This window comes from Desulfovibrio sp. MES5, assembly GCF_002237645.1.
In the GTDB taxonomy this organism is placed as follows: Bacteria; Desulfobacterota; Desulfovibrionia; order Desulfovibrionales; family Desulfovibrionaceae; genus Desulfovibrio.
In genome coordinates this window covers 13,117-31,874 of the sequence record NZ_MJUZ01000005.1, presented here as the reverse complement: position 1 = coordinate 31,874, position 18,758 = coordinate 13,117, and the positions used below count along the sequence as shown (strand labels likewise).

Sequence of the window (18,758 nt, the reverse complement as noted above, 5' to 3'; positions counted from 1 at the left end):
TACGCAGGCTGCCAAGCCTGCCAGTGGGCGATACCCCCGCCCTGGAAATCTGAGTTTTCAGGGCGCATCTGCACTAGGAGCGAGTGAAGGAGGCTCTATGGGTACACCCCGCAATGGACCCTGGCTCAAATGGCTGTTGGGCGGCGTTGCGGCGGGCATGGTGCTACTGGGAGTTCTGGCGTACGCCATGACGACCACGGACCAGCGGCCGTTCTGCGCCAGCTGTCATATCATGCAGGAAGCTGCCGTTACCCAGAAAATGGGTGCGCACGCCAAGCTCTCATGCAATGACTGCCATGCCCCGCACAATCTTTTGGTCAAACTGCCGTTCAAGGCAAAAGAAGGGCTGCGCGACGTAGTGGGCAACATCACGGGGCACGATGTTCCGCATCCCCCAAGTCTGCATACTCGTGATGTGGTCAACGCCAACTGCAAGGCGTGCCATGCCCAAACCAACATCAACGTGGCCAGCATGGACGCCAAGCCTTACTGCGTGGATTGTCACCGGGGCGTCACCCACATGCGCATGCGGCCTATCAGCACAAGGACGGTAGCCTATGAATAAGCGAATTGTGACCACGGCCCTGGCTCTGGCCACGCTGCTGGGCGTTGCTTTGCTCAGCGGCTGTCAGGATGTTTCCACCGAGCTGAAGGCCCCCAAATATAAAACGGGCATCCCTGAAACCGAACTCAAAATGTCGGCCTTCAAGGGCCAGTTTCCGCAGCAGTACGCTTCGTATATGAAAAATAACGAAGACACGGTCATGACCGATTATAAAGGGTCGGTTCCCTATCACAAGAATGACAATGTGAACCCCCTGCCCAAGGGATTCAAACATGCCCAGCCCTACCTGAAAAACCTCTGGCTTGGCTACCCGTTCATGTATGAATACAATGAAACGCGCGGCCATACCCACGCCATTGACGACTTTGTGAACATTGACCGCATCAACCGTTTCGGCGCTGACGGCAAGGGCAACCTGCCCGCCACCTGCTGGAACTGCAAAACTCCCAAGATGATGGAGTGGGTCGGCCAGTATGGCGACAAGTTCTGGTCTATGGACGTCAACGACTTCCGCGGCAAGGACAAGATCAACGCCCATGAAGAAAGCATAAGCTGCGCACCTGCCACGATCCCGGCACTATGGAACTGCGCCTGTATTCCGAGCCCCTCAAGGATTGGCTCAAGCGCAGCGGCAGGGATTGGCAGAAGATAAGCCGCAACGAAAAGCGCATGCTCGTCTGCGCCCAGTGCCATGTGGAGTACTACTTTACCCACAAGGACAACGGCCCGGCCGCCAAGCCCGTCTTCCCCTGGGATAACGGCATGAACCCCGAAGACATGTATCAGTACTACAAGGGCCACGGCGCCAAGGGCGCGGACGGCAAGCCCGGCCCCTTTGCTGACTGGGTGCACGCTGCTTCCAAGGTGCCCATGATCAAGATGCAGCACCCCGATTACGAAACCTTCCAGGACGGTCCCCACGGCGCTGCCGGCGTTGCCTGCGCCGACTGCCACATGCAGTACGTGCGTGAAGACGGCAAGAAGATATCGAGCCACTGGATGACCTCGCCCATGAAGGATCCCGAAATGCGCGCCTGCCGCCAGTGCCACGCCGACAAGACCGCCGAGTACCTGCGTGGGCGTGTGCTGTACACCCAGAAGAAGACCTACGAACAGTTGCTCAAGGCACAGGAAATATCCGTCAAGGCCCATGAGGCCGTGCGCCTTGCCAATGCCTATGACGGCCACCGCGCCCCCAACTACGAAGTCCTCATGACTGAAGCGCGCGAAATGGTGCGCAAGGGCCAGTTGTTCTGGGACTACGTCTCTGCTGAAAACAGCGTGGGCTTCCATAACCCGGCAAAATCCCTCGACACCCTCATGACCAGTATGGAATGCAGCCAGAAGGCCGTTGACCTGGCCACCCAGGCCACGGAATTCGGCATCGCCCCGGCCCTGGCCGGCGACATCAAGGATATTGTGCCGCCCATCCTGACCATGAGCCGCAAGCTCCAGCAGGACCAGGAATTCTTGCAGAAGAATCCCTGGACCAAGCTGCTGCCCGTGCTGCCCAAGGCTGAACAGGTGTGGGAAGGCCAGGACCGCCTGACCTCGCAAGGCGGCCAGGCTGGTCAGAGCGACCAGCCCAAGTAGTTCCACGCAGCCATAACCTCCACAGGCTCTGTCTGCACAAGTCCGCCCGCGAACGCCACTGGCATTCGCGGGCGGACCCGTTTGTGACCGGGCTTGATAGCGCATCGTATCTTTTCTACTATGCTGTCTTGGCGTCCCCAAAACGGGCCCCTGGCAACCCTCCAATGCAAGGCCACGGCCCGGCCTGATCCAGACCGGGCAAGGCAAACGAGGCAAGAATGAAAAAGATTCTGGAGCCGGGCATTACCGGCACATCTGAAACCACGGTCAGTGAAGACATGCTGGCCTGCCGCGTTGGCAGCGGCCTTGTGGAAGTTTTTTCCACAGCCATGATGATAGCCTGGATGGAAGCCACCGCCGTGGCTCTGGTGCAGGACGCCCTGCCCGAAGGCATGACCACCGTGGGCACCAGGGTGGACGTGGCCCATGTGGCGGCGACCCCCTGCGGCATGAAGGTGACCTTCACCGCCGAACTGACGGCCATGTCCGCCAACGGCAAAGGACTGACCTTCAAGGTCAGCGCGCATGACGAAGCCGGGCTTATCGGCGAGGGCCTCCACGAGCGCGTTGTGGTAAACAAGGAAAAATTTGAAAGCCGCACCCGCGACCGCAAGGGCTGCGACTGCTGACGCCGTCCGCATCCGGCAGTCAAACCATTCCATAGGCTTTCGCTACAAAACTTGTTAGGCTGAGGCTGTCCGCACAGCCGGACACAAGGAGAATACCTATGAGCACTCTGACCTTCGTGGGCATTTCAGGCAGCCTGCGCCGCGCCTCCCGCAATTCGGGCCTGCTGCGCTGCTGCGCCGCCCATCTTCCCGAGGGCGTCCATATGGAGATCGCCAACATCTCCGCCCTGCCCTTCTATAATGAAGACATTGAAAAACCCCAGGCCGCCAAAGACCTCATTGCACAGGTCACCGCTGCGGACGCCCTGGTGCTGGCCTGCCCGGAATACAACTATTCCCTGGCTCCGGCCCTGAAAAACGCTCTGGACTGGGTCTCACGCGAACCCAACCTCGCGCCGCTTTCGGGCAAGGCCGTCTGCATCGTGGGCGCTGGGGGCGGCATGGGCACCAGCCGCAGCCAGTACCATCTGCGTCAGGTCTGCGTGTACCTGAACCTGCATGTGCTGAACAAACCCGAACTGTTTTCCAATGCCTTCAGCCCCTGCTTCGACGACAAGGGCAATGTGGTGGACGAGGCCCTCACCAAGCAGACCGCCGAAGTCATGCAGGCCCTTGCCCAGTGGACGCGCCAGCTCAAGAAGTAAGTTTTTGAAGCACGTTCGCGGTGCAATGCGCGCGCAATGGCGCTTTGAAATGCTTCGTGGGGGAGGAGACCTTTTGCAAAAAGGTCTCCTCCCCCACGCCCCCACCCCCTAAAACTCTTATTGTCTTTTTCACAGTGAACTGAAAACCCGCTCCGGCATGCCGGAGCGGGTTTTCAGTCTGCCTTTGCGGCAATGCATGGCTGACAGGGTGGAGGCGGCTTTGCTGCGTGTGCACGGCCTGCGGCGCGACCAGCACCGGAAATCTCATGCACGCAATCTATCGTTGAAACCTTGGGGTCTGATTTCTTAACGTTTTTGCGCTCTGGCGGCGGCGGGGACTTGCGCCTCGATGTTCTGCCGCACCATGATGGCCTTGGCCTCACGGCGGCGCAGGGCAATGGTGACTTCAGCGCAGCGCAGGGCCAGAGGGTCCCGCAGAGGAGCGTAGCCCACCACTGAAACAGGCATGCCCGAACCAAGCCCCATGTCGCGTATTCTGCGGGCCAGTTCACCCCTGGCATTGATGCTTACAATGAACGCAGGTTCCCCGACCTTGAGGGCTGTGAGCGGAAAAATATTTTCTGACCTGTCCATACTACCCCCAACAAAAAAGAACACGCCCATATATTCCATTCGGCAGCAGCAACGGGCAGCACCCACAACCGCACCGCACATATTTTTGTGCCTGAGCCGAGCGCACACAGCATGCGCGGACCAGGGTTTTTCAACGGGCGCATAAGTAAAAACAAAATTCATTTTCAACTTATTCCAAGCAGCACCCGCCGTCAAGGCTGGCCGCAATTATTTAAATAAATTATTTCACCAGGTAACAACAATTCATCCTGGCTTGCCGCTGCGCCCCTGCGCCGACCTCTCGACCACCGGGGGCAAGTCTGGCATTCTTGCGCAGGTGGTCGAGGGACACCCGCGCTGTTTCGCGCAAAGGGCATACTCCCGATCGCCACAGCCTTAAGGAAGCACTGATTAAAGAGCCTCCTGGAAACGCGCAGTTATTTTGTTTGGCAAGGCGCGATCTTTTTTTGAAGCAGGAGTGGGCTCTTCCGTCCTCGACTGTTTCAAAAAAAGTGAAGCAACGACGCCAAACGGAATAAATCAGAGTTTCCTTAACAGAAAAATCTGGCACCCACCATAACGCCGCCAGAGGAACATCATCATGAACATGCTGCAAAAAGCTCTCAGCCGGGGCCTCACCCCTGCCAATATCATAAGCTACGCCTGCCTTCAGGTCATGACGCGCTGGGGCCGCTTTTTTGGCACCCTGCGTCTGCGCTGCAAGGCCGCCCTTCTTGGCGTGCCCGTGGGCCAAGGCGTCACGGCGCACGGCCCGGTGGGCCTCATGCGCTGGCCGGGCAGCCACATCACCATCGGGGCCGGAACCAGCCTCATATCTTCCTGGCGGCGGGCAACGGCCGCGGCTCTGTCCACGCCAGTGCGCCTGCGCACCTTCGGCCCCGACGCGCGCATAGACATTGGCCACGGCGCGCAGCTCAGCGGCACGTCCATTGCGGCCCGCTCCACGGCCATCACCATCGGGCGGCAAGTGCTGATAGCGCCCAACTGCATCATTGTGGATTCAGACTTTCACGCCCACTGGCCGCCCGAAGCCCGCGCCACCGAACCGGGCATGGAAGGCGACAGGCCCGTAACCATCGGCGATTACGCCTGGATCGGCCTTAACTGCATCATTCTCAAGGGCGTCTCCATTGGCGAGGGAGCCATCATCGGCGCGGGCAGCGTGGTCACAAAGGACGTGCCGCCGCACAGCCTTGCCGTCGGTTCGCCAGCGCGTATAGTGCGCTCTCTTGTTCCCAACGAAGACCGCAGGGCCGCAGCGCATGCTGCCGACCACGCGACGTCTGCCACCCAGTCCGAGGCTCCGCAGGGGGGCTTTGGTCAATGACCTTTTCCCCAGTGGAAGTCCCCTGCATGGAAGCGTAAATGTCTGTTGGTTCCTATATTGCCGCCCTGTTGGCTTCTGAAAAGCTTGGCGGGCAGGTTACCTGCCATCGTCTGCTGCCCGCCGCCGAGCCGCAGTACGCCCAGACGCGCCTGCCCTGGCCCACGGCCATCAGCCGCACCCTTGAGCAGCGCGGCATCCCCGGGCTATACAGCCATCAGGCGCTGGCCACGGACCATATCCGCGCGGGGCACTCCATTGTGGCGGCCACGCCCACGGCCAGCGGCAAAAGCCTCATCTACAACCTGCCCGTGCTGGAGCGTCATTTACGCGACCCCGACGCGCGCGCTCTCTATCTTTTTCCGCTCAAGGCTCTGGCTCAGGACCAGCTTGCCGCCTTCAACGCCCTGACAGCCACATGGCCCAAGGACGCCCGCCCCGCCGCCGCCCTGTATGACGGCGACACCACGGACCACTTCCGGCGCAAAATCCGGCGTGACCCGCCCGCAGTGCTCATCAGCAATCCCGAAATGCTGCACCTGGGCATCTTGCCCCACCACGAGCAGTGGGCCGCCTTTCTGGCGGGCCTCACCCATGTGGTTGTGGACGAAGCCCATACCTATCGCGGCGTGTTCGGCGCGCACATGGCGCAAGTCTTCCGGCGGCTCAACCGGCTGGCCGGACGCTACGGCGCAAAGCCCGTCTATGTGCTGTGCACCGCCACCGTGGGCAACCCCGGCGAACTTGGGGCCGCGCTTACCGGCACGGCATACCCCGTTGCAGAAGAAAACATTGCGTCAGGCGGCACAGGCAGCGGCTCAGCCTTTAGCGCAACTGGCAACATTGTCAGCGGCACAGCAACTGCCCCGGTGTTCCAGACCGTGAACCCGGCCACGCCGCCGCCCGTTGTCATCGACAAGTCCGGCGCTCCGCAAGGGCCACGGCATTTTGTCTTTCTCAACCCGGAGCAAAGCCCTGCCACGGCGGCCATTGACCTGCTCAAAGCGGCCCTGGCGCGCAATCTGCGCACCATTGTTTACTGCCGTTCGCGCCGCATGACCGAGCTCATCAGCCTTTGGGCCGGGCAGTCCGGCTCCTTTGCCAGCCGCATTTCCGCCTACCGTGCGGGATTTCTGCCCGAGGAGCGCCGCAGCATCGAATCGCGCATGGCCAGCGGCGACCTGCTGGCCGTGGTCAGCACCAGCGCCCTTGAACTGGGCATCGACATTGGCGGGCTGGATGTCTGCATTCTGGTGGGCTATCCCGGCACGGTCATGGCCACCTTGCAGCGTGGCGGCCGCGTGGGCCGGGCGCAGCAGGAATCCGCCGTAATCATTGTGGCGGGCGAGGACGCGCTGGACCAGTATTTTGCCCGCAATCCCGAAGACTTTTTCAGCCGCCCGCCGGAAAAGGCTGTGGTCAACCCGGACAACGAGGTCATTCTGGCCCGGCATCTGGAATGCGCCGCCGCCGAAATGCCCCTGCGCCCCGGCGAACCCATGCTCGCAAGCGCGGCCGCCCTGACCGCCGCCCGCCAGCTCAATGCCCAGGGACTGCTGCTGCAATCGGCGGACGGCAGCCAGCTCATGGCCTCGCGCAAGCGCCCCCAGCGTCATGTGGACCTGCGCGGCACAGGGCAGACCTTCAGCATTGAAGACGAGCAGGGCCACATCATCGGCTCTGTGGACGGCTTTCGCGCATGGCGCGAGACGCACCCCGGCGCTGTCTACCTGCACAGGGGCCGCAGCTATATCATTGACGACATGGACCCGGCCCGCGCCCGCATCATGGCCAAGGAGGCCAAGGTGGGCTGGTTTACCCGCACACGCGGCCAAAAAGCCACGGACATTCTTGAGGAAACCGCGCGCATGTCCCTGGGCCGCGTGCTGGTGTGCCGGGGCCGCCTGCGCATTATCGATACGGTTACGGGCTATGAAAAGCGCTCCACCTCGGGCAACCGCCTGCTGACCATCACGCCGCTGGAAGCCCCGCCGCAGGTTTTTGAAACCGAGGGCCTGTGGTTTGTCATTCCCGACAACATCCGCGCCGAGATGGAAGACAACTTCATGCACTTTATGGGCGGCATCCACGCGCTGGAACACGCCGCCATCGGCATGCTGCCCCTGCTCATCATGGCCGACCGCAACGACTTTGGCGGCATATCCACCCCCATGCACGCGCAACTGGGGCTGCCCGCCGTGTTTATTTACGACGGCCTGCCCGGCGGCGCAGGCCTCACGCGCCAGGCCTTCGGCGATGCCCGCGCCCTGCTGGAAGCCACCTATAAAACCGTGGCAGCCTGCCCCTGCGAGGACGGCTGCCCCTCCTGCGTGCATTCGCCCAAATGCGGTTCCGGCAACCGCCCCATAGACAAGCGGGCGGCCCTGGAACTGCTGCGCCAGTTGCTGACGCCCGGCACAGAAGGCGACACGCTGCATGAAAAACTGGTCATAAGCCCGCCGCCCCCGCGCCCCGAACTCGAGTTTGTGGCAGCCGGGGTCACGACGGCGGCCCAATCCCGGCCTGATACCGTCGCAAGCCCGCACAACGCGCCTGCGCCCGCCGCTCACGCAAGCCTGTCCGTTCCCACAGGCAGCCCCGCTCCCGCAAGCAGCGCTGCGTTCGCCCCGGCGGACAACTCGGCGGACAACCTGGCGGGCGGCCCGGCAGAAACCCCGTCGGTCAGGGCAAACAGCACTGTACCCCCTGCCGCAGGCCTCGGCGCGCGCCCCGCACCGGCCAGCACTCAAGGAGGCTCCCCCATGACAGATCTTATGGGCTACATATCCCTGCCGCCGCCAGAGCATTTTGTGGTTTTTGACGTGGAAACGCGCCGCTCCGCAGCCGAGGTTGGGGGCTGGCACAAGGCTGGCGACATGGGCGTCAGCGTGGCCGTGGCCTATGACAGCCGCGCAGATGATTTTTTCAGCTACACGCAGGACGAGTTGCCTGCACTGTTTGAGCGCATGCGGGCATCCGGACTGGTGGTGGGTTTCAACAGCCTGCGTTTTGACTATGCCGTGCTCGCTCCCTTTGCGCCCTTTGATCTGCGCGGCCTGCCGAGCCTCGACATCTTGCAGCGCATCAAGGACAGGCTGAACTACCTCATATCGCTGGACAACCTGGGCCAGGCCACCCTCGAAGCGCCCAAAAGCGCCGACGGCCTGCAAGCCCTGCGCTGGTGGAAGGAAGGGAAGATGGACGAAATAGCCGCCTACTGCCGCATGGACGTTGACCTGACCCGCCGCCTTTACCTCTATGGGCTGGAACACGGCCACCTGCTGTTCACCAACAAGGCCGGGGCGCGCGTGCGCGTTCCTGTGGACCTGCGTCCCCCCCAGAGCAGTTTGCGAATGGAATGAATTGACGGCTCTGCAAGAATTTTCCCGAAAAATCCTTGCCACGAAAGGCGGCCGGGCAAGCTTTTGCCTCCCTGAGGCGAATATTTCATGTGTTACATGCTCTCCATCCAGAGAGCCACCACGTTCTTTCAAGGCCGCCCTTCGCGGCCCCAAGCCCACGTCCTCTTGAGCCTTTTTCTTTGCAATGCGCAGGCGGCTGTGCGAACAGCCCCGAAACACACCCACAACAACCATTTTACAACTACGCGCAAAGGCTGCCTATGAAACCCCAAGACGTTACCAATACACCCGGCGAACACGCCATTTTCATGATTTTTGGCCTGCGCGACACCAAGGACGCGCCCGCAAAAATCAAAGACCTGTGCGCGGATTTTTCAGCCGTCGCCAGAAGCATGCGCACCCGCCTGCCAGCAGCGGCCATCAGTTGCATCATGGGCTTTGGCGCAGATGCCTGGGGCAGACTTTTTTCCCAGCGCGGCAAACCCCACGAGCTGGAAGTGTTCAAAGAAATCAAGGGCGACAGGCACACCGCCGTTTCCACTCCTGGCGACATTTTCTTTCATATCCGCGCCGCGCGGCTTGATGTCTGCCTTGAAGCGGCCTCCATCATCAGCACAAAGCTGCAAGGGGCGGTATACCCCATAGATGAGGTGCAGGGCTTTCGCTATTACGACGGCCGCGCCATCATCGGCTTTGTTGACGGCACTGAAAACCCCGAAGACGAAGCGCGGCTGGCGGCTGCCGCCATCGGCGCTGAAGACGCGGACTTCGCGGGCGGCAGCTACGCCTTTGTGCAAAAATACCTGCACGACATGGACGCCTGGAATGCCCTTGCAACCGAAGAGCAGGAAAAAGCCATCGGCAGGCGGAAATTCAATGACGTTGAACTCAGTGATGAAGAAAAGCCCGAAAACGCGCACAACGCCGTTACCAATATCGAAGACGAACACGGCAACGAACTGAAAATAGTTCGGGCCAACATGCCCTTCGCCAACCCCGCCAAGGGCGAGTTCGGAACCTATTTTATCGGCTATGCTGGCAAATTCTCCACAACGCGCAAAATGCTTGAAAACATGTTCATCGGCGAGCCCGTTGGCAACACCGACCGGCTGCTGGACTTCAGCACGGCGGCCACAGGCACGCTGTTTTTCATTCCCTCAGCGGAACTGCTTGAAGAATTGGGTGAGGACTAGGGGGAGTGGAAGACTTTGTGGGGAAAAGCTTTGTGGGGGAGGGACCCTTTTGCAAAAGGGCCCTCCCCCACACCCCCCTCCCCCTAAAACTCTTATGTGAGTTTCAGTGGGTTACAGGGGGAAGCCAAATACGAAGCGCGGAGCAGAGAGAGTACCAGCACGGCAGCCGCACAGGCACGGCGACACAAAAAAGCCCTGAAAATATAAAACCGCCCGTCGCGGTCTGTCTCACAGGGGGCAAACCGGCAACGGGCGGTCATTCATTTTCGTTAGCGCTTTTGGCTTTTTCAAAGGTAAAATCTGGACAGTGTCGTCACAAGATGAATTTCCAGTCATATCAAGGACAACGAGCCTTTTATGCAGGGAGTGTACTCTGATGGTACTCGACCGGAATAAAAGGCGAAGTTCGACGCAGAAATAACTGGAAAGGCGCTCGTGACTATACTGTTTAGGATTTTGCGCTGCCGTCGGAATTGGAAACAGTGCCGCCTGCAGGCAGGCTGGAATTGGGGCCAGGGGCAAGGGGCGCTGCACGGAGCGGGCTTTCGGCAGGCTGCCGCGCTGGCAGCCGGATTTGCCCGCCATCGCCATTGCTGGCCTGATTGTCTCCCGCATTCCGCTGTGTCTCCCCTGCCTCCGCATTGTCTTCAGGCTGCCAGGGGCGGCTGGTGCGGGCCAGTGGAAGGGCGGCAGTGCCAGCCGGATAACTTTCTGGCGGCAGTTCCTGAAAACTCTCCCTGACTTCGACGGGCTTGTCGGATTTGCGGGCCGTCGCCTCGGGCGTGAGGCCGTCCGGCCCCATATTGCCAGGCTGACCGGCAGGCTGCACACGGCGGGTCATCAGCATGCCAGGCTCGGGGTCCAGCAGGCCGTCCAGATAGTCGCTCACGGTCACAAAGCGCTGACAGCCGCCTGCGCGCAGATCGCTGATGATGCGGGGCAGGTCTTCAACCGTGCGCTTGTGCGTATCATGAAACAAAAAAATGCCGCGCAGAGTGCCGGGCGCATACACGGTGCCCCGCGTGCTGCGCAAAACGGCATAGTTGGCGGGCAGACTTTTCCAGTCGCGGCTGTCCAGCGACCAGAGCATTATGCTCAGGCCCAGCTCTTCGGCCGCAGTCACGGTATAGTTGTCATACGACCCATACGGAGGCCGCAGAAAGGTAGGATTGGCCCCAAGCGAACGCAGGATGGCGTCCGTTCGGGCAATTTCGTGTGCCTTGTTGGCAGGTGAAAGCAGGCGCAGGTTGGGGTGCGAGTAGGAGTGGTTGCCCACTTCATGCCCTTCGGCCAGAATGCGCCGCACTAGGTCAGGGTAGCGCTCCGCCTGCTTGCCCAGAAGAAAAAAGGTGGCCGGTATGCCGTATTCACTGAGCATGTCCAGCAACTGTGGGGTGTTGGTGGAAGGGCCATCGTCAAAGGTCAGCGCACACAGGTTTTCACGCATGTGCTGATCCATGATGACGCCGCCATCCACCACGCGGGCCTCAGCGGCAGGAGCCGCAAACAGGGCCAGCCCGAAAAAAAATACCGCCAGACGGCGAATCCATAGGGGGTTCATTACATTGCCTCGAAAAAAACTGCTGTCACTCCTTCATACTGGCCTTTCCATCAGCGTTTTTTGCCCGCCAGCAGATGCCAATTACAAGAAGTGCTAAGGGAGGGTCTAGCACTCAGCCCGCTCTGGCGCAAGGCAATGAACACGCTGAGAACCCTGAATATTACGTTTCTTTAATAATTTCAGATATATAATTTTTTTTCTTTGTAAAAATTTTTTTACCACATAATTTTCTCTTGACTCTTGGGGGGCTTTTGCATAGAAACGTGTCTCCGGGAGGGCAGTTAGCTCAGCTGGTAGAGCACCGCCTTCACACGGCGGGGGCCACAGGTTCAAGTCCTGTACTGCCCACCACCACAAATCCGGAGCGGTAGTTAAGACGGTTATAACGCCGGCCTGTCACGCCGGAGGCCGAGGGTTCAAGTCCCTTCCGCTCCGCCAGAAAGTTGAAGAGGAGTCAGTTTACTGACTCCTCTTTTTCATTGGTTTACCCTCCCCACCTGCCTGACGCCGCTGCCCCGCCGGGTCGCGACGCCCCTTGCTTCCCCCAGAACGAACGCAGAAAGTACATTCGCAACGCCTACGACTCGCACCTAGCGGCGCGTCATGCGCCGGGCGCAAAGATCGCCCCTTGAACACGCTGCCGCTGAGATGGTGCGCTGTCTGAAAGATGCCGCCTCTGGCCCTTCTTCAGATTCAGAAAGCCGTTGCACTCTGCTCGATCAAATTCCCTTTGAAATGCTTCCCATTTCAATTTGTACTTCTGCCCCAAAAATACGATTTTCGGCAGAGTCCACGCCACGGTGCGGCGCGCTGCACTCGCGTGCGGCGTTAACCGTTAACATCTGATAAGAGTTTTAGGGGGTGGGGGCGTGGGGGAGGGCCCTTTTGCAAAAGGGGCCCTCCCCCACAAAAAATTGCAACGCCAAAAAGCTCTGGCGGCGGCTGCCAGTGCGAGTGCAGGAGGGATCTGGCGCTCAGCCAGAAGGCGCGCGGGGCGTTTACGAGGCGGGGGCGTTAAAAATCGCAGAAGGTGTTTTCGTCACTGAGGGGCAGCCCTTTTTCTCGGGCGTCTTTATCCAGCAGCGAGTCAACCCAGAAGGCCTTTTCCTGAATAAAGGACAAAACCTCAAACGTGGCTTCATCCAGTGGTTGGGAATAGTAGAAGCCCTGGGCGCAGTTGCACCCGCAGGACATGAGAAAGCGAGCATGGTCAAGGGTTTCGACGCCCTCGGCCACGATTCTCATTTTCAGGTCTTTGGCCAAGGCAATGGTGTTGCGGGCCACGATCTGTCCGCGTTCATTATCGGTGCCGTCACTGATGAACGTGCGGTCCAGTTTGACGATGTTAAAGGGCAGATCGCGCAGTGAACTCAGCGAGGAGTAGCCCGTGCCAAAGTCATCCATAGAAAAGATGAAGCCCCGGCTCTGGAGCTCGTACATGCACTGGATGAGCGCTTTTTCGTTATCAAAAAAGGCGCTTTCGGTCAGTTCCAGTTCCAGCAGGTGCCGGGGCAGGCGGTATTTGTCCGTCAACTGCACCAGCTTGTCGATCAGCGTTCCGTCGTTGAAATGCAGGCGGGACACGTTGACCGACACAGGCATGGCCTTGTAGCCCTTATCCAGCCACATGCGCAGGTTCTGGCAGGTGAGGTCCCATATGTATTCATCCATGCGCACGATGAAGCCGTTGCGCTCAAAAAGCGGCACAAAACGCCCGGGAAGGATGAGTCCGTCCTGGGGGTGCTGCCAGCGCACAAGCGATTCGGCCCCGACGATGCGCCCGCTGGACATCTCCACCTTGGGCTGCAGATAGAGCCTGAACTGCTTTTGCTCCAGCGCGCTGTACATCTGGTCGGTAATATAGCTCTCACCGTGCAGGCGTTCGCGCAGGGCGTCGTCATAAAAGGCGTAGTTCGTAAGGTCGCTGCCCTTGATGGTCTTTTGCGCCAGATACGCCCAGTCGCACAGCACATGGGCTGGCGTGCGGCGGTTTTCCACAGGGCAGACGCCAAAAAAAAGCTTGACCCTGAACGTGTCGGAGTAGTGCTCAAGCCGTGTTGAAAGCGAGTGGATGAAGTGCTGTATCCTGTCTTCGCCGCCAGCGATGCACACGGCGAACACATCGGCGGTCAGGCGGGCAAAAGCCTCATGTTCAAGGTTGAGGCGCTGACGGATCAGGCGGGCGATGGCCCGCAGCAGGCGGTTGCCTTCCTCCAGGCCGAAGGCCTCGTTGATGGCCTTGAAGCCCGCCACGTCAAACCGCAAAACCGCGTAGGGTTCTGTCGGGTTGTCACGCAGTACGGCTTCAACCTTTTCAAAAAACGTCTGGGTATTGTACGCGCCGGTCAGGGGGTCGAGTTCGGCGCGCAGGCGCAGGGCCTGCTCGGTGCGGGTCACGGCATCCACATCGTTGAGGGTGCCGATGTAGCGGTCGCCTGGGGTGTCGTCGGACAGATAGGTATAGGTGACCTTGCACCAGATGAATTGCCCGTCGCGACGGCGCAGGCGGACGGTCATTTCGCCGGAGCGTATGCCCAGCGCAAGGCGGGAAAGGCAGGTGTCAAAAGCCGTGCTGTCGCCGGAGTACAGCACATTATCCTCGCGCCAGACGTCAAAAGGGATGCGCCCGTCGTAGTCGCCAGCCAAAAGTTCGGCAATGCGCGGGCTGATGTAGCTGAGTTCGTTGTCGCGCCATTCGAACACCAGGGTGCGCGTGTGGTCGACCACCGCCTTGTAGCGCAGGTTGTCGAGCTTCTGGCGTTGCAGCAGGTCGTTTTCAAGGATGATGCTTGAGGCACGCTTGAGGTCGTCCACATCCTGCACGCACACAAGGTATACCCCGTGGTCCATGCCGGGCTGATGGATCGGAAAGGCCGTAACCCGCACCCAGCGGTAGCCCTGATTGCGGGATTTTCTGCGTATATCGAGAGTGGCAAAGGGTTGCCCCTGGGCCTCAAGCTCATGCCGGGCCAGAGGGTCCCAGAAGCGCATCATGGCTTCGGTGTCGTCGGGATGAACAAGGCCTTCCGCTGCTTCGGCAAACAGGCTTGACAGCGAAGACTCTTCAGTTGGCGGCATGAAGACGTCGCTGCCCCTGTACAGCACGCGCGATTCATTTCTTTCAAAATCAAGCAGATATATTTCATCGTAAACATTACGCAATACACTAGAGTAACAATGCTCTTCCACTGCACCGGAGGAAAGGCACTGCATGCCCGCGTTGTTGGCAGGTAGTTCAGATTGGCTTTGAAGAAAGTTAATTTTCATAGTTACATGTCTGCCCAGGTATGCGTTCTTGCGAGAACTTCCTAACTTATAGCCTAACACTTAGGTTCGTATTATGCAAATAACCAGTACTGGTGACAAGGCGCCGCCTCATCTGTAGAATCCCCTCATGACATACAAAACAAGCCTGAAAAAACTTAAGGTCTGGTCACTGAGCCTGGGGTGTCCCAAAAACAGGGTGGACAGCGAGCGCCTGCTGGGTTCGTTGGGCGTGCCCGTGAACCATGTGGAGCACATGGGCCGCGCCGACCTTGTCTTTATCAATACCTGCGGATTTATCGACCCTGCTGTTCGTGAATCCGTACGCGCCGTTCTGGATGCCGGACAGCGCCTTGGTTCCTGCAAAAAAAAGCCCCTGCTGGTTGTGGGCGGCTGTATGGTCGGGCGCTATGGCGCGGAAGGCCTGGCCGAGGATCTGCCAGAGGTGGATCTGTGGCTGCCCACAGCGGCTCTGCCGCGCTGGCCGGCCATGGTGGCGGATGCCCTTGGTCTGCCGCGTCCGCCGGAATCCGTGCCGGGCGGCGGCCGCCTGCTTTCCACGGGGCCGTCCTACGCATGGCTCAAGGTGGGCGAAGGATGCAGGCATAACTGCGCTTTTTGCACCATTCCTTCCATCAGGGGCGGGCTCAAGTCCCTCACAGCCGAGCATATAGTTGACGAGGCCAGAGCCCTGCTTGGACAGGGCGTGCGCGAACTGGCGCTGGTGGCCCAGGATCTCACGTCCTGGGGCGCTGATCTTGGCTATAAAAACGGCCTCCCCTTGCTGCTGGAAAAACTGGTTGGGCTTGAGGGCCTGGCATGGCTGCGCCTCCTGTACCTCTATCCCACGGGGGTGACCCCGGACCTGCTGCGGCTTATCAGAGACACCGGAGCGCCGCTCCTGCCCTACCTGGATATTCCCCTGCAGCACGCCCATCCCGACGTGCTTTCCCGCATGGGGCGGCCCTTTGCGGGCAATCCCAGGCGGGTGCTCGACACAGTGCGGCAAAATTTGCCGCAGGCGGCGCTGCGCACCACCTTTATTGTGGGCTACCCCGGCGAGACGGAAGAACACTTTGAAAGTCTGTGCCGCTTTGTGGAAGAAAGCTCCTTCCAGCATGTGGGCGTTTTTGCCTACTACGCCGAGGAGGGCACCCTGGCGGCCGCCTTGCCCGACCAGGTGCCTGACGAGGTAAAACAGTGGCGGCGCGACACCCTTATGGACATACAGGCAGACATCAGCGAACGCCTGCTGGCGGCCCATGTGGGCAGTCGCATGCAGGTGCTTGTGGACGCGCCGCATCCCGAATGGCCGGGTCTGCACAGCGGGCGCGTGTGGCTTCAGGCGCCGGAGGTGGACGGCATCACCTATGTAAGCGGCCCCGGCGTTGCACCCGGCGCCCTGGTTGAATGCGACATTGTTGAAAATACGGAATATGATCTGACGGCCCTGGCATAGTCGCGCAAGATTTTTCGTCCGTCTGCCGTAACAGCCCGCCGGAGTAGCCGCCGGAACTGCCGCTTTTGCGGTGGGCGGCTGCTTTGCGCGCAGGGTTTCAGCCCGCGACGGCAGGGGGTGCGCTGCCCCTTTGGCCCCTGGGGCTGACCAATGGTGCAACTGTACATTCCCACTGTCTGCAGATGCCCGTTTCGGAGCTTGGCGGCGCATACAGGCGACGCTTGCGCCTTCACGGCGAGCGCCCCGCTCATGCGCCGCCTGCATAGTCTCAACGTGCGCTTGCCCTGTCTTCTTGGGCAAAAAACATTCTTTTGCGCGGGCCCATCGCGGCCCCAGGCCTGTGGAATCTTTCATACGCAAGTATCCCCGGAGGTTGCCCCCCGGGGACATTTGTGTGCGTGCCAGGGCACGCCCTCAACCAGGCCCGGCCTAAGCCGGTCCATGCTAGCCAATAAGCTTCATGGCCATCTGAGGCATGCTGTTGGCCTGCGAAAGCATGGCCACAGCGGACTGGGTGAGGATCTGGTTGCGCACGAATGACGTCATTTCCGTGGCCACGTCCACGTCGGAAATGCGGGATTCGGCAGCCTGCAGGTTCTGGGACTGGGTGGTGAGGTTGGAGATGGTGTTTTCCAGCCTGTTCTGCAATGCGCCAAGGTGAGCACGGATCTTGTCCTTGGAGACCACTGCGGCATTAAGACCCACCAAGGCCTTCTGCGCGGCTTCCTGCGTGGAAACCGTACGGGCGTCGGCCGTGGCACTGTGAGCGGTAGCCTGGTTGCCCACACCCAGGGCCGAGGCGGTGCTCGTACCGATCTGGATGTAGTAGTAGTCTTCCGCCGAGTCGTTCATGGTGCCGAAGTGGATCTTCATCTTGCCGGTCGCTTCCATAGCAGACCCGCTGTGCGTGTCGCCAGACAGACTGCCGTCCAGCAGCTTGAGACCGTTGAAGTCCGTGGCGTTGGCAATTCGGGTAATTTCCGAAGCCATGGCCTGGTACTCCGAATCAATCATCAGACGCTGGGTGGAGTCATAGGTGCCCGTGGCGGCCTGTTCGGCCAGTTCCTTCATGCGGATGAGCTTTTCGTCGATGACGCTCAGTGCGCCGTCAGCGGTCTGGATGAGGGAAATGGCGTCGTTGGCGTTACGCACACCCTGCTGCAGAGCGGCGATGTCGGTACGCATCAGCTCGCGAATGGCGAGGCCGGCGGCATCATCAGCCGCAGAGTTGACGCGCAGACCCGTGGACAGACGCTGCACCGAAGTTGACAGCTTGCCATAGTTCGATGTCAGCGTATTGGCCACTTGCGTGGCCATCTGATTGTGATTGATATACATGACATTCCTCCTTGAATGTTCTGCATGCCCGGCGGCGCTTGCGCGCGCCCGCTTCCTTGCGGACTGCCGCCGCACAATGTTCGAATAACGAACGGATGATGGTTTTTACCAATTGGCTTCGCCACGTCTCAATGCCGGGGCGGGCCTCCCAATCATATGGGCCTTTTATTTCCTGCGGTGTCCGTGGCTGCCGCGAGGTAAAAACTGCCCCCCTAACCTGCGCATGGGATAAAGCAGGAATCATGCCAGTTACAGACAGGCGGTAAAGTCAAATTATTGTCATACCGACGATGCCGGGTCTGACGTACAATTTTTTAAAAAGTTTTCAACACGGACTTGACAACCATAAAGTGATACTTATCTTAGAGATATAAAATTTTCCACAGGAGGTTTTGCATCATGCGTAACAACCTGCGTCTTATCCCCAACAGGTGGTTTGTGCCGCGCGAAGCACTGCGTCAACGTGAAGGAACAGGCCATAAGTTCGATGACATCGACAGATTCTTCCAGGGCCTGTTTCAGGGCATGCTGACCCCTTGGGACGGCGTGCGGGGCGACTGGCCCCAGACGAAAGAGAATGAAGCCCTCACGCCCAGCATGGACATGGCCGGTGATGAAAAGGCCTATGTCCTCAATGTGGAACTGCCGGGTGTGGAGCCGGAAAACGTGGATGTTTCCCTGAAAGATCGTGAGCTTGTCATAAGCGGAGAGAAAAAGCGGGAAACGACTGAAGAAAATGAAAACTGCTGCGTGTCGGAACGGGTGTTCGGCTCTTTCCGCAGGATTTTGAGCCTGCCGGAAGATGTGGACATCAACGGCATAAGCGCCAGCCATAAAAACGGCGTGCTGCGCATAACCATTCCCCGCAAGGCTGAAGCCCTGCCGGAAGTGAAAAAGATTGAGATTGCCAAAGCCTGATCCGGCATAGACGCCGGAACCCGGGCTGAAAACAGCCGGGCCTTGTGCCCGTGAGCGAAACCGCGTACGCGCGGCGCCCCTCCTCCTCCGCGCGGGTCTGACGCTCCGACCCGCAAGGGCCCCCCCATTGTGGCGGGGGCCCTTTTTTATACGGCAATATTTGCCGCCACGCGAAAACTCCGGGGCTGGAGGCGATTTTTATCACCCCCCTAATGCCCTTTGCATTATAGCCGATATGACTGGCAGAGGCGGTAATACGCAAGGACGCGTTGGCATTTCGCGCCGCCTGGGACGTACAGCATTCATGGAGGAAT

General features: G+C 59.8%; 12 protein-coding genes, 2 tRNA genes and 1 pseudogene. 11 read left to right on the top strand and 4 right to left on the bottom strand.

Annotation, left to right across the window (positions count from 1 at the left end; genetic code table 11):
- The first annotated feature begins 97 nt into the window (after positions 1–97).
- The 4 genes and pseudogenes from BCS36_RS01595 (at position 98) to BCS36_RS01580 (ending at position 3,431) form a co-directional block, all read left to right on the top strand.
- Positions 98–565: a NapC/NirT family cytochrome c gene (locus tag BCS36_RS01595; protein WP_291301179.1), complete on the top strand. Its 468-nt coding sequence runs from the start codon at positions 98–100 to the stop codon at positions 563–565.
- Positions 558–2,158, top strand: a pseudogene (locus BCS36_RS01590) (ammonia-forming cytochrome c nitrite reductase subunit c552). The gene BCS36_RS01595 and the pseudogene BCS36_RS01590 overlap by 8 nt, the downstream one beginning before the upstream one ends.
- A gap of 218 nt (positions 2,159–2,376) precedes the next feature.
- Positions 2,377–2,787: a thioesterase family protein gene (locus BCS36_RS01585; protein ID WP_291301178.1), complete on the top strand. Its 411-nt coding sequence runs from the start codon at positions 2,377–2,379 to the stop codon at positions 2,785–2,787.
- A gap of 98 nt (positions 2,788–2,885) precedes the next feature.
- Positions 2,886–3,431, top strand: coding sequence for an NADPH-dependent FMN reductase (locus tag BCS36_RS01580; RefSeq protein WP_291301177.1), 546 nt, complete (start codon positions 2,886–2,888; stop codon positions 3,429–3,431).
- A 306-nt stretch (positions 3,432–3,737) separates the two neighbouring features.
- On the opposite strand, the gene BCS36_RS01575 is transcribed toward BCS36_RS01580, so the two are convergent.
- Positions 3,738–4,025: a FeoA family protein gene (locus BCS36_RS01575; protein WP_291301176.1), complete on the bottom strand. Its 288-nt coding sequence runs from the start codon at positions 4,023–4,025 to the stop codon at positions 3,738–3,740.
- 580 nt (positions 4,026–4,605) lie between these two features.
- Here BCS36_RS01575 and BCS36_RS01570 point away from each other — a divergent pair.
- From BCS36_RS01570 to BCS36_RS01560, 3 genes are all read left to right on the top strand, one after another.
- Positions 4,606–5,352 carry an acyltransferase gene (locus BCS36_RS01570; protein ID WP_291301175.1) on the top strand — a complete coding sequence of 249 codons (747 nt, stop codon included), beginning with the start codon at positions 4,606–4,608 and terminating at the stop codon, positions 5,350–5,352.
- Positions 5,353–5,390: 38 nt separating this feature from the next.
- Positions 5,391–8,711 (top strand): DEAD/DEAH box helicase, encoded by a 3,321-nt coding sequence (locus BCS36_RS01565; RefSeq protein WP_291301174.1) that lies wholly within the window; start codon positions 5,391–5,393, stop codon positions 8,709–8,711.
- A gap of 260 nt (positions 8,712–8,971) precedes the next feature.
- On the top strand, positions 8,972–9,904 hold the full coding sequence (locus tag BCS36_RS01560; protein WP_291301173.1) for a Dyp-type peroxidase: 933 nt from the start codon (positions 8,972–8,974) through the stop codon (positions 9,902–9,904).
- Between the two features lie 448 nt (positions 9,905–10,352).
- Here BCS36_RS01560 and BCS36_RS01555 read toward each other — a convergent pair whose 3' ends face one another.
- Entirely contained in the window at positions 10,353–11,465 is a 1,113-nt protein-coding gene (locus tag BCS36_RS01555; RefSeq protein ID WP_291301172.1) for a polysaccharide deacetylase family protein, read from the bottom strand.
- Between the two features lie 275 nt (positions 11,466–11,740).
- Between BCS36_RS01555 and BCS36_RS01550 the strand changes: the two genes are divergently transcribed.
- A tRNA-Val gene (locus tag BCS36_RS01550) sits at positions 11,741–11,816 on the top strand.
- A gap of 10 nt (positions 11,817–11,826) precedes the next feature.
- Positions 11,827–11,903: transfer RNA gene (locus BCS36_RS01545), tRNA-Asp, on the top strand.
- A 576-nt stretch (positions 11,904–12,479) separates the two neighbouring features.
- Here the strand turns inward: BCS36_RS01545 and BCS36_RS01540 are convergent.
- Positions 12,480–14,732, bottom strand: coding sequence for an EAL domain-containing protein (locus tag BCS36_RS01540; protein ID WP_291301171.1), 2,253 nt, complete (start codon positions 14,730–14,732; stop codon positions 12,480–12,482).
- A gap of 127 nt (positions 14,733–14,859) precedes the next feature.
- Between BCS36_RS01540 and rimO the strand changes: the two genes are divergently transcribed.
- The gene (gene rimO / locus BCS36_RS01535; protein ID WP_291301170.1) at positions 14,860–16,188 is read left to right on the top strand and encodes a 30S ribosomal protein S12 methylthiotransferase RimO; all 1,329 of its coding nucleotides are present in this window, start codon (positions 14,860–14,862) and stop codon (positions 16,186–16,188) included.
- Positions 16,189–16,632: 444 nt separating this feature from the next.
- Here rimO and BCS36_RS01530 read toward each other — a convergent pair whose 3' ends face one another.
- Complete coding sequence (locus BCS36_RS01530; protein ID WP_291301169.1) at positions 16,633–17,526, bottom strand: flagellin; 894 nt, start codon at positions 17,524–17,526, stop codon at positions 16,633–16,635.
- Positions 17,527–17,925: 399 nt separating this feature from the next.
- Between BCS36_RS01530 and BCS36_RS01525 the strand changes: the two genes are divergently transcribed.
- Entirely contained in the window at positions 17,926–18,444 is a 519-nt protein-coding gene (locus tag BCS36_RS01525; RefSeq protein ID WP_291301168.1) for an Hsp20/alpha crystallin family protein, read from the top strand.
- Positions 18,445–18,758: the final 314 nt, after the last annotated feature.

Bases quoted from the DNA above. Each gene is read 5' to 3' on its own strand.
- rimO (WP_291301170.1), top strand. From the start codon at position 14,860: ATGACATACAAAACAAGCCTGAAAAAACTTAAGGTCTGGTCACTGAGC.
- BCS36_RS01570 (WP_291301175.1), top strand. From the start codon at position 4,606: ATGAACATGCTGCAAAAAGCTCTCAGCCGGGGCCTCACCCCTGCCAAT.
- BCS36_RS01525 (WP_291301168.1), top strand. From the start codon at position 17,926: ATGCGTAACAACCTGCGTCTTATCCCCAACAGGTGGTTTGTGCCGCGC.
- BCS36_RS01565 (WP_291301174.1), top strand. From the start codon at position 5,391: ATGTCTGTTGGTTCCTATATTGCCGCCCTGTTGGCTTCTGAAAAGCTT.
- BCS36_RS01555 (WP_291301172.1), bottom strand. From the start codon at position 11,465: ATGAACCCCCTATGGATTCGCCGTCTGGCGGTATTTTTTTTCGGGCTG.
- BCS36_RS01575 (WP_291301176.1), bottom strand. From the start codon at position 4,025: ATGGACAGGTCAGAAAATATTTTTCCGCTCACAGCCCTCAAGGTCGGG.
- BCS36_RS01580 (WP_291301177.1), top strand. From the start codon at position 2,886: ATGAGCACTCTGACCTTCGTGGGCATTTCAGGCAGCCTGCGCCGCGCC.
- BCS36_RS01595 (WP_291301179.1), top strand. From the start codon at position 98: ATGGGTACACCCCGCAATGGACCCTGGCTCAAATGGCTGTTGGGCGGC.
- BCS36_RS01540 (WP_291301171.1), bottom strand. From the start codon at position 14,732: ATGAAAATTAACTTTCTTCAAAGCCAATCTGAACTACCTGCCAACAAC.
- BCS36_RS01560 (WP_291301173.1), top strand. From the start codon at position 8,972: ATGAAACCCCAAGACGTTACCAATACACCCGGCGAACACGCCATTTTC.
- BCS36_RS01585 (WP_291301178.1), top strand. From the start codon at position 2,377: ATGAAAAAGATTCTGGAGCCGGGCATTACCGGCACATCTGAAACCACG.
- BCS36_RS01530 (WP_291301169.1), bottom strand. From the start codon at position 17,526: ATGTATATCAATCACAATCAGATGGCCACGCAAGTGGCCAATACGCTG.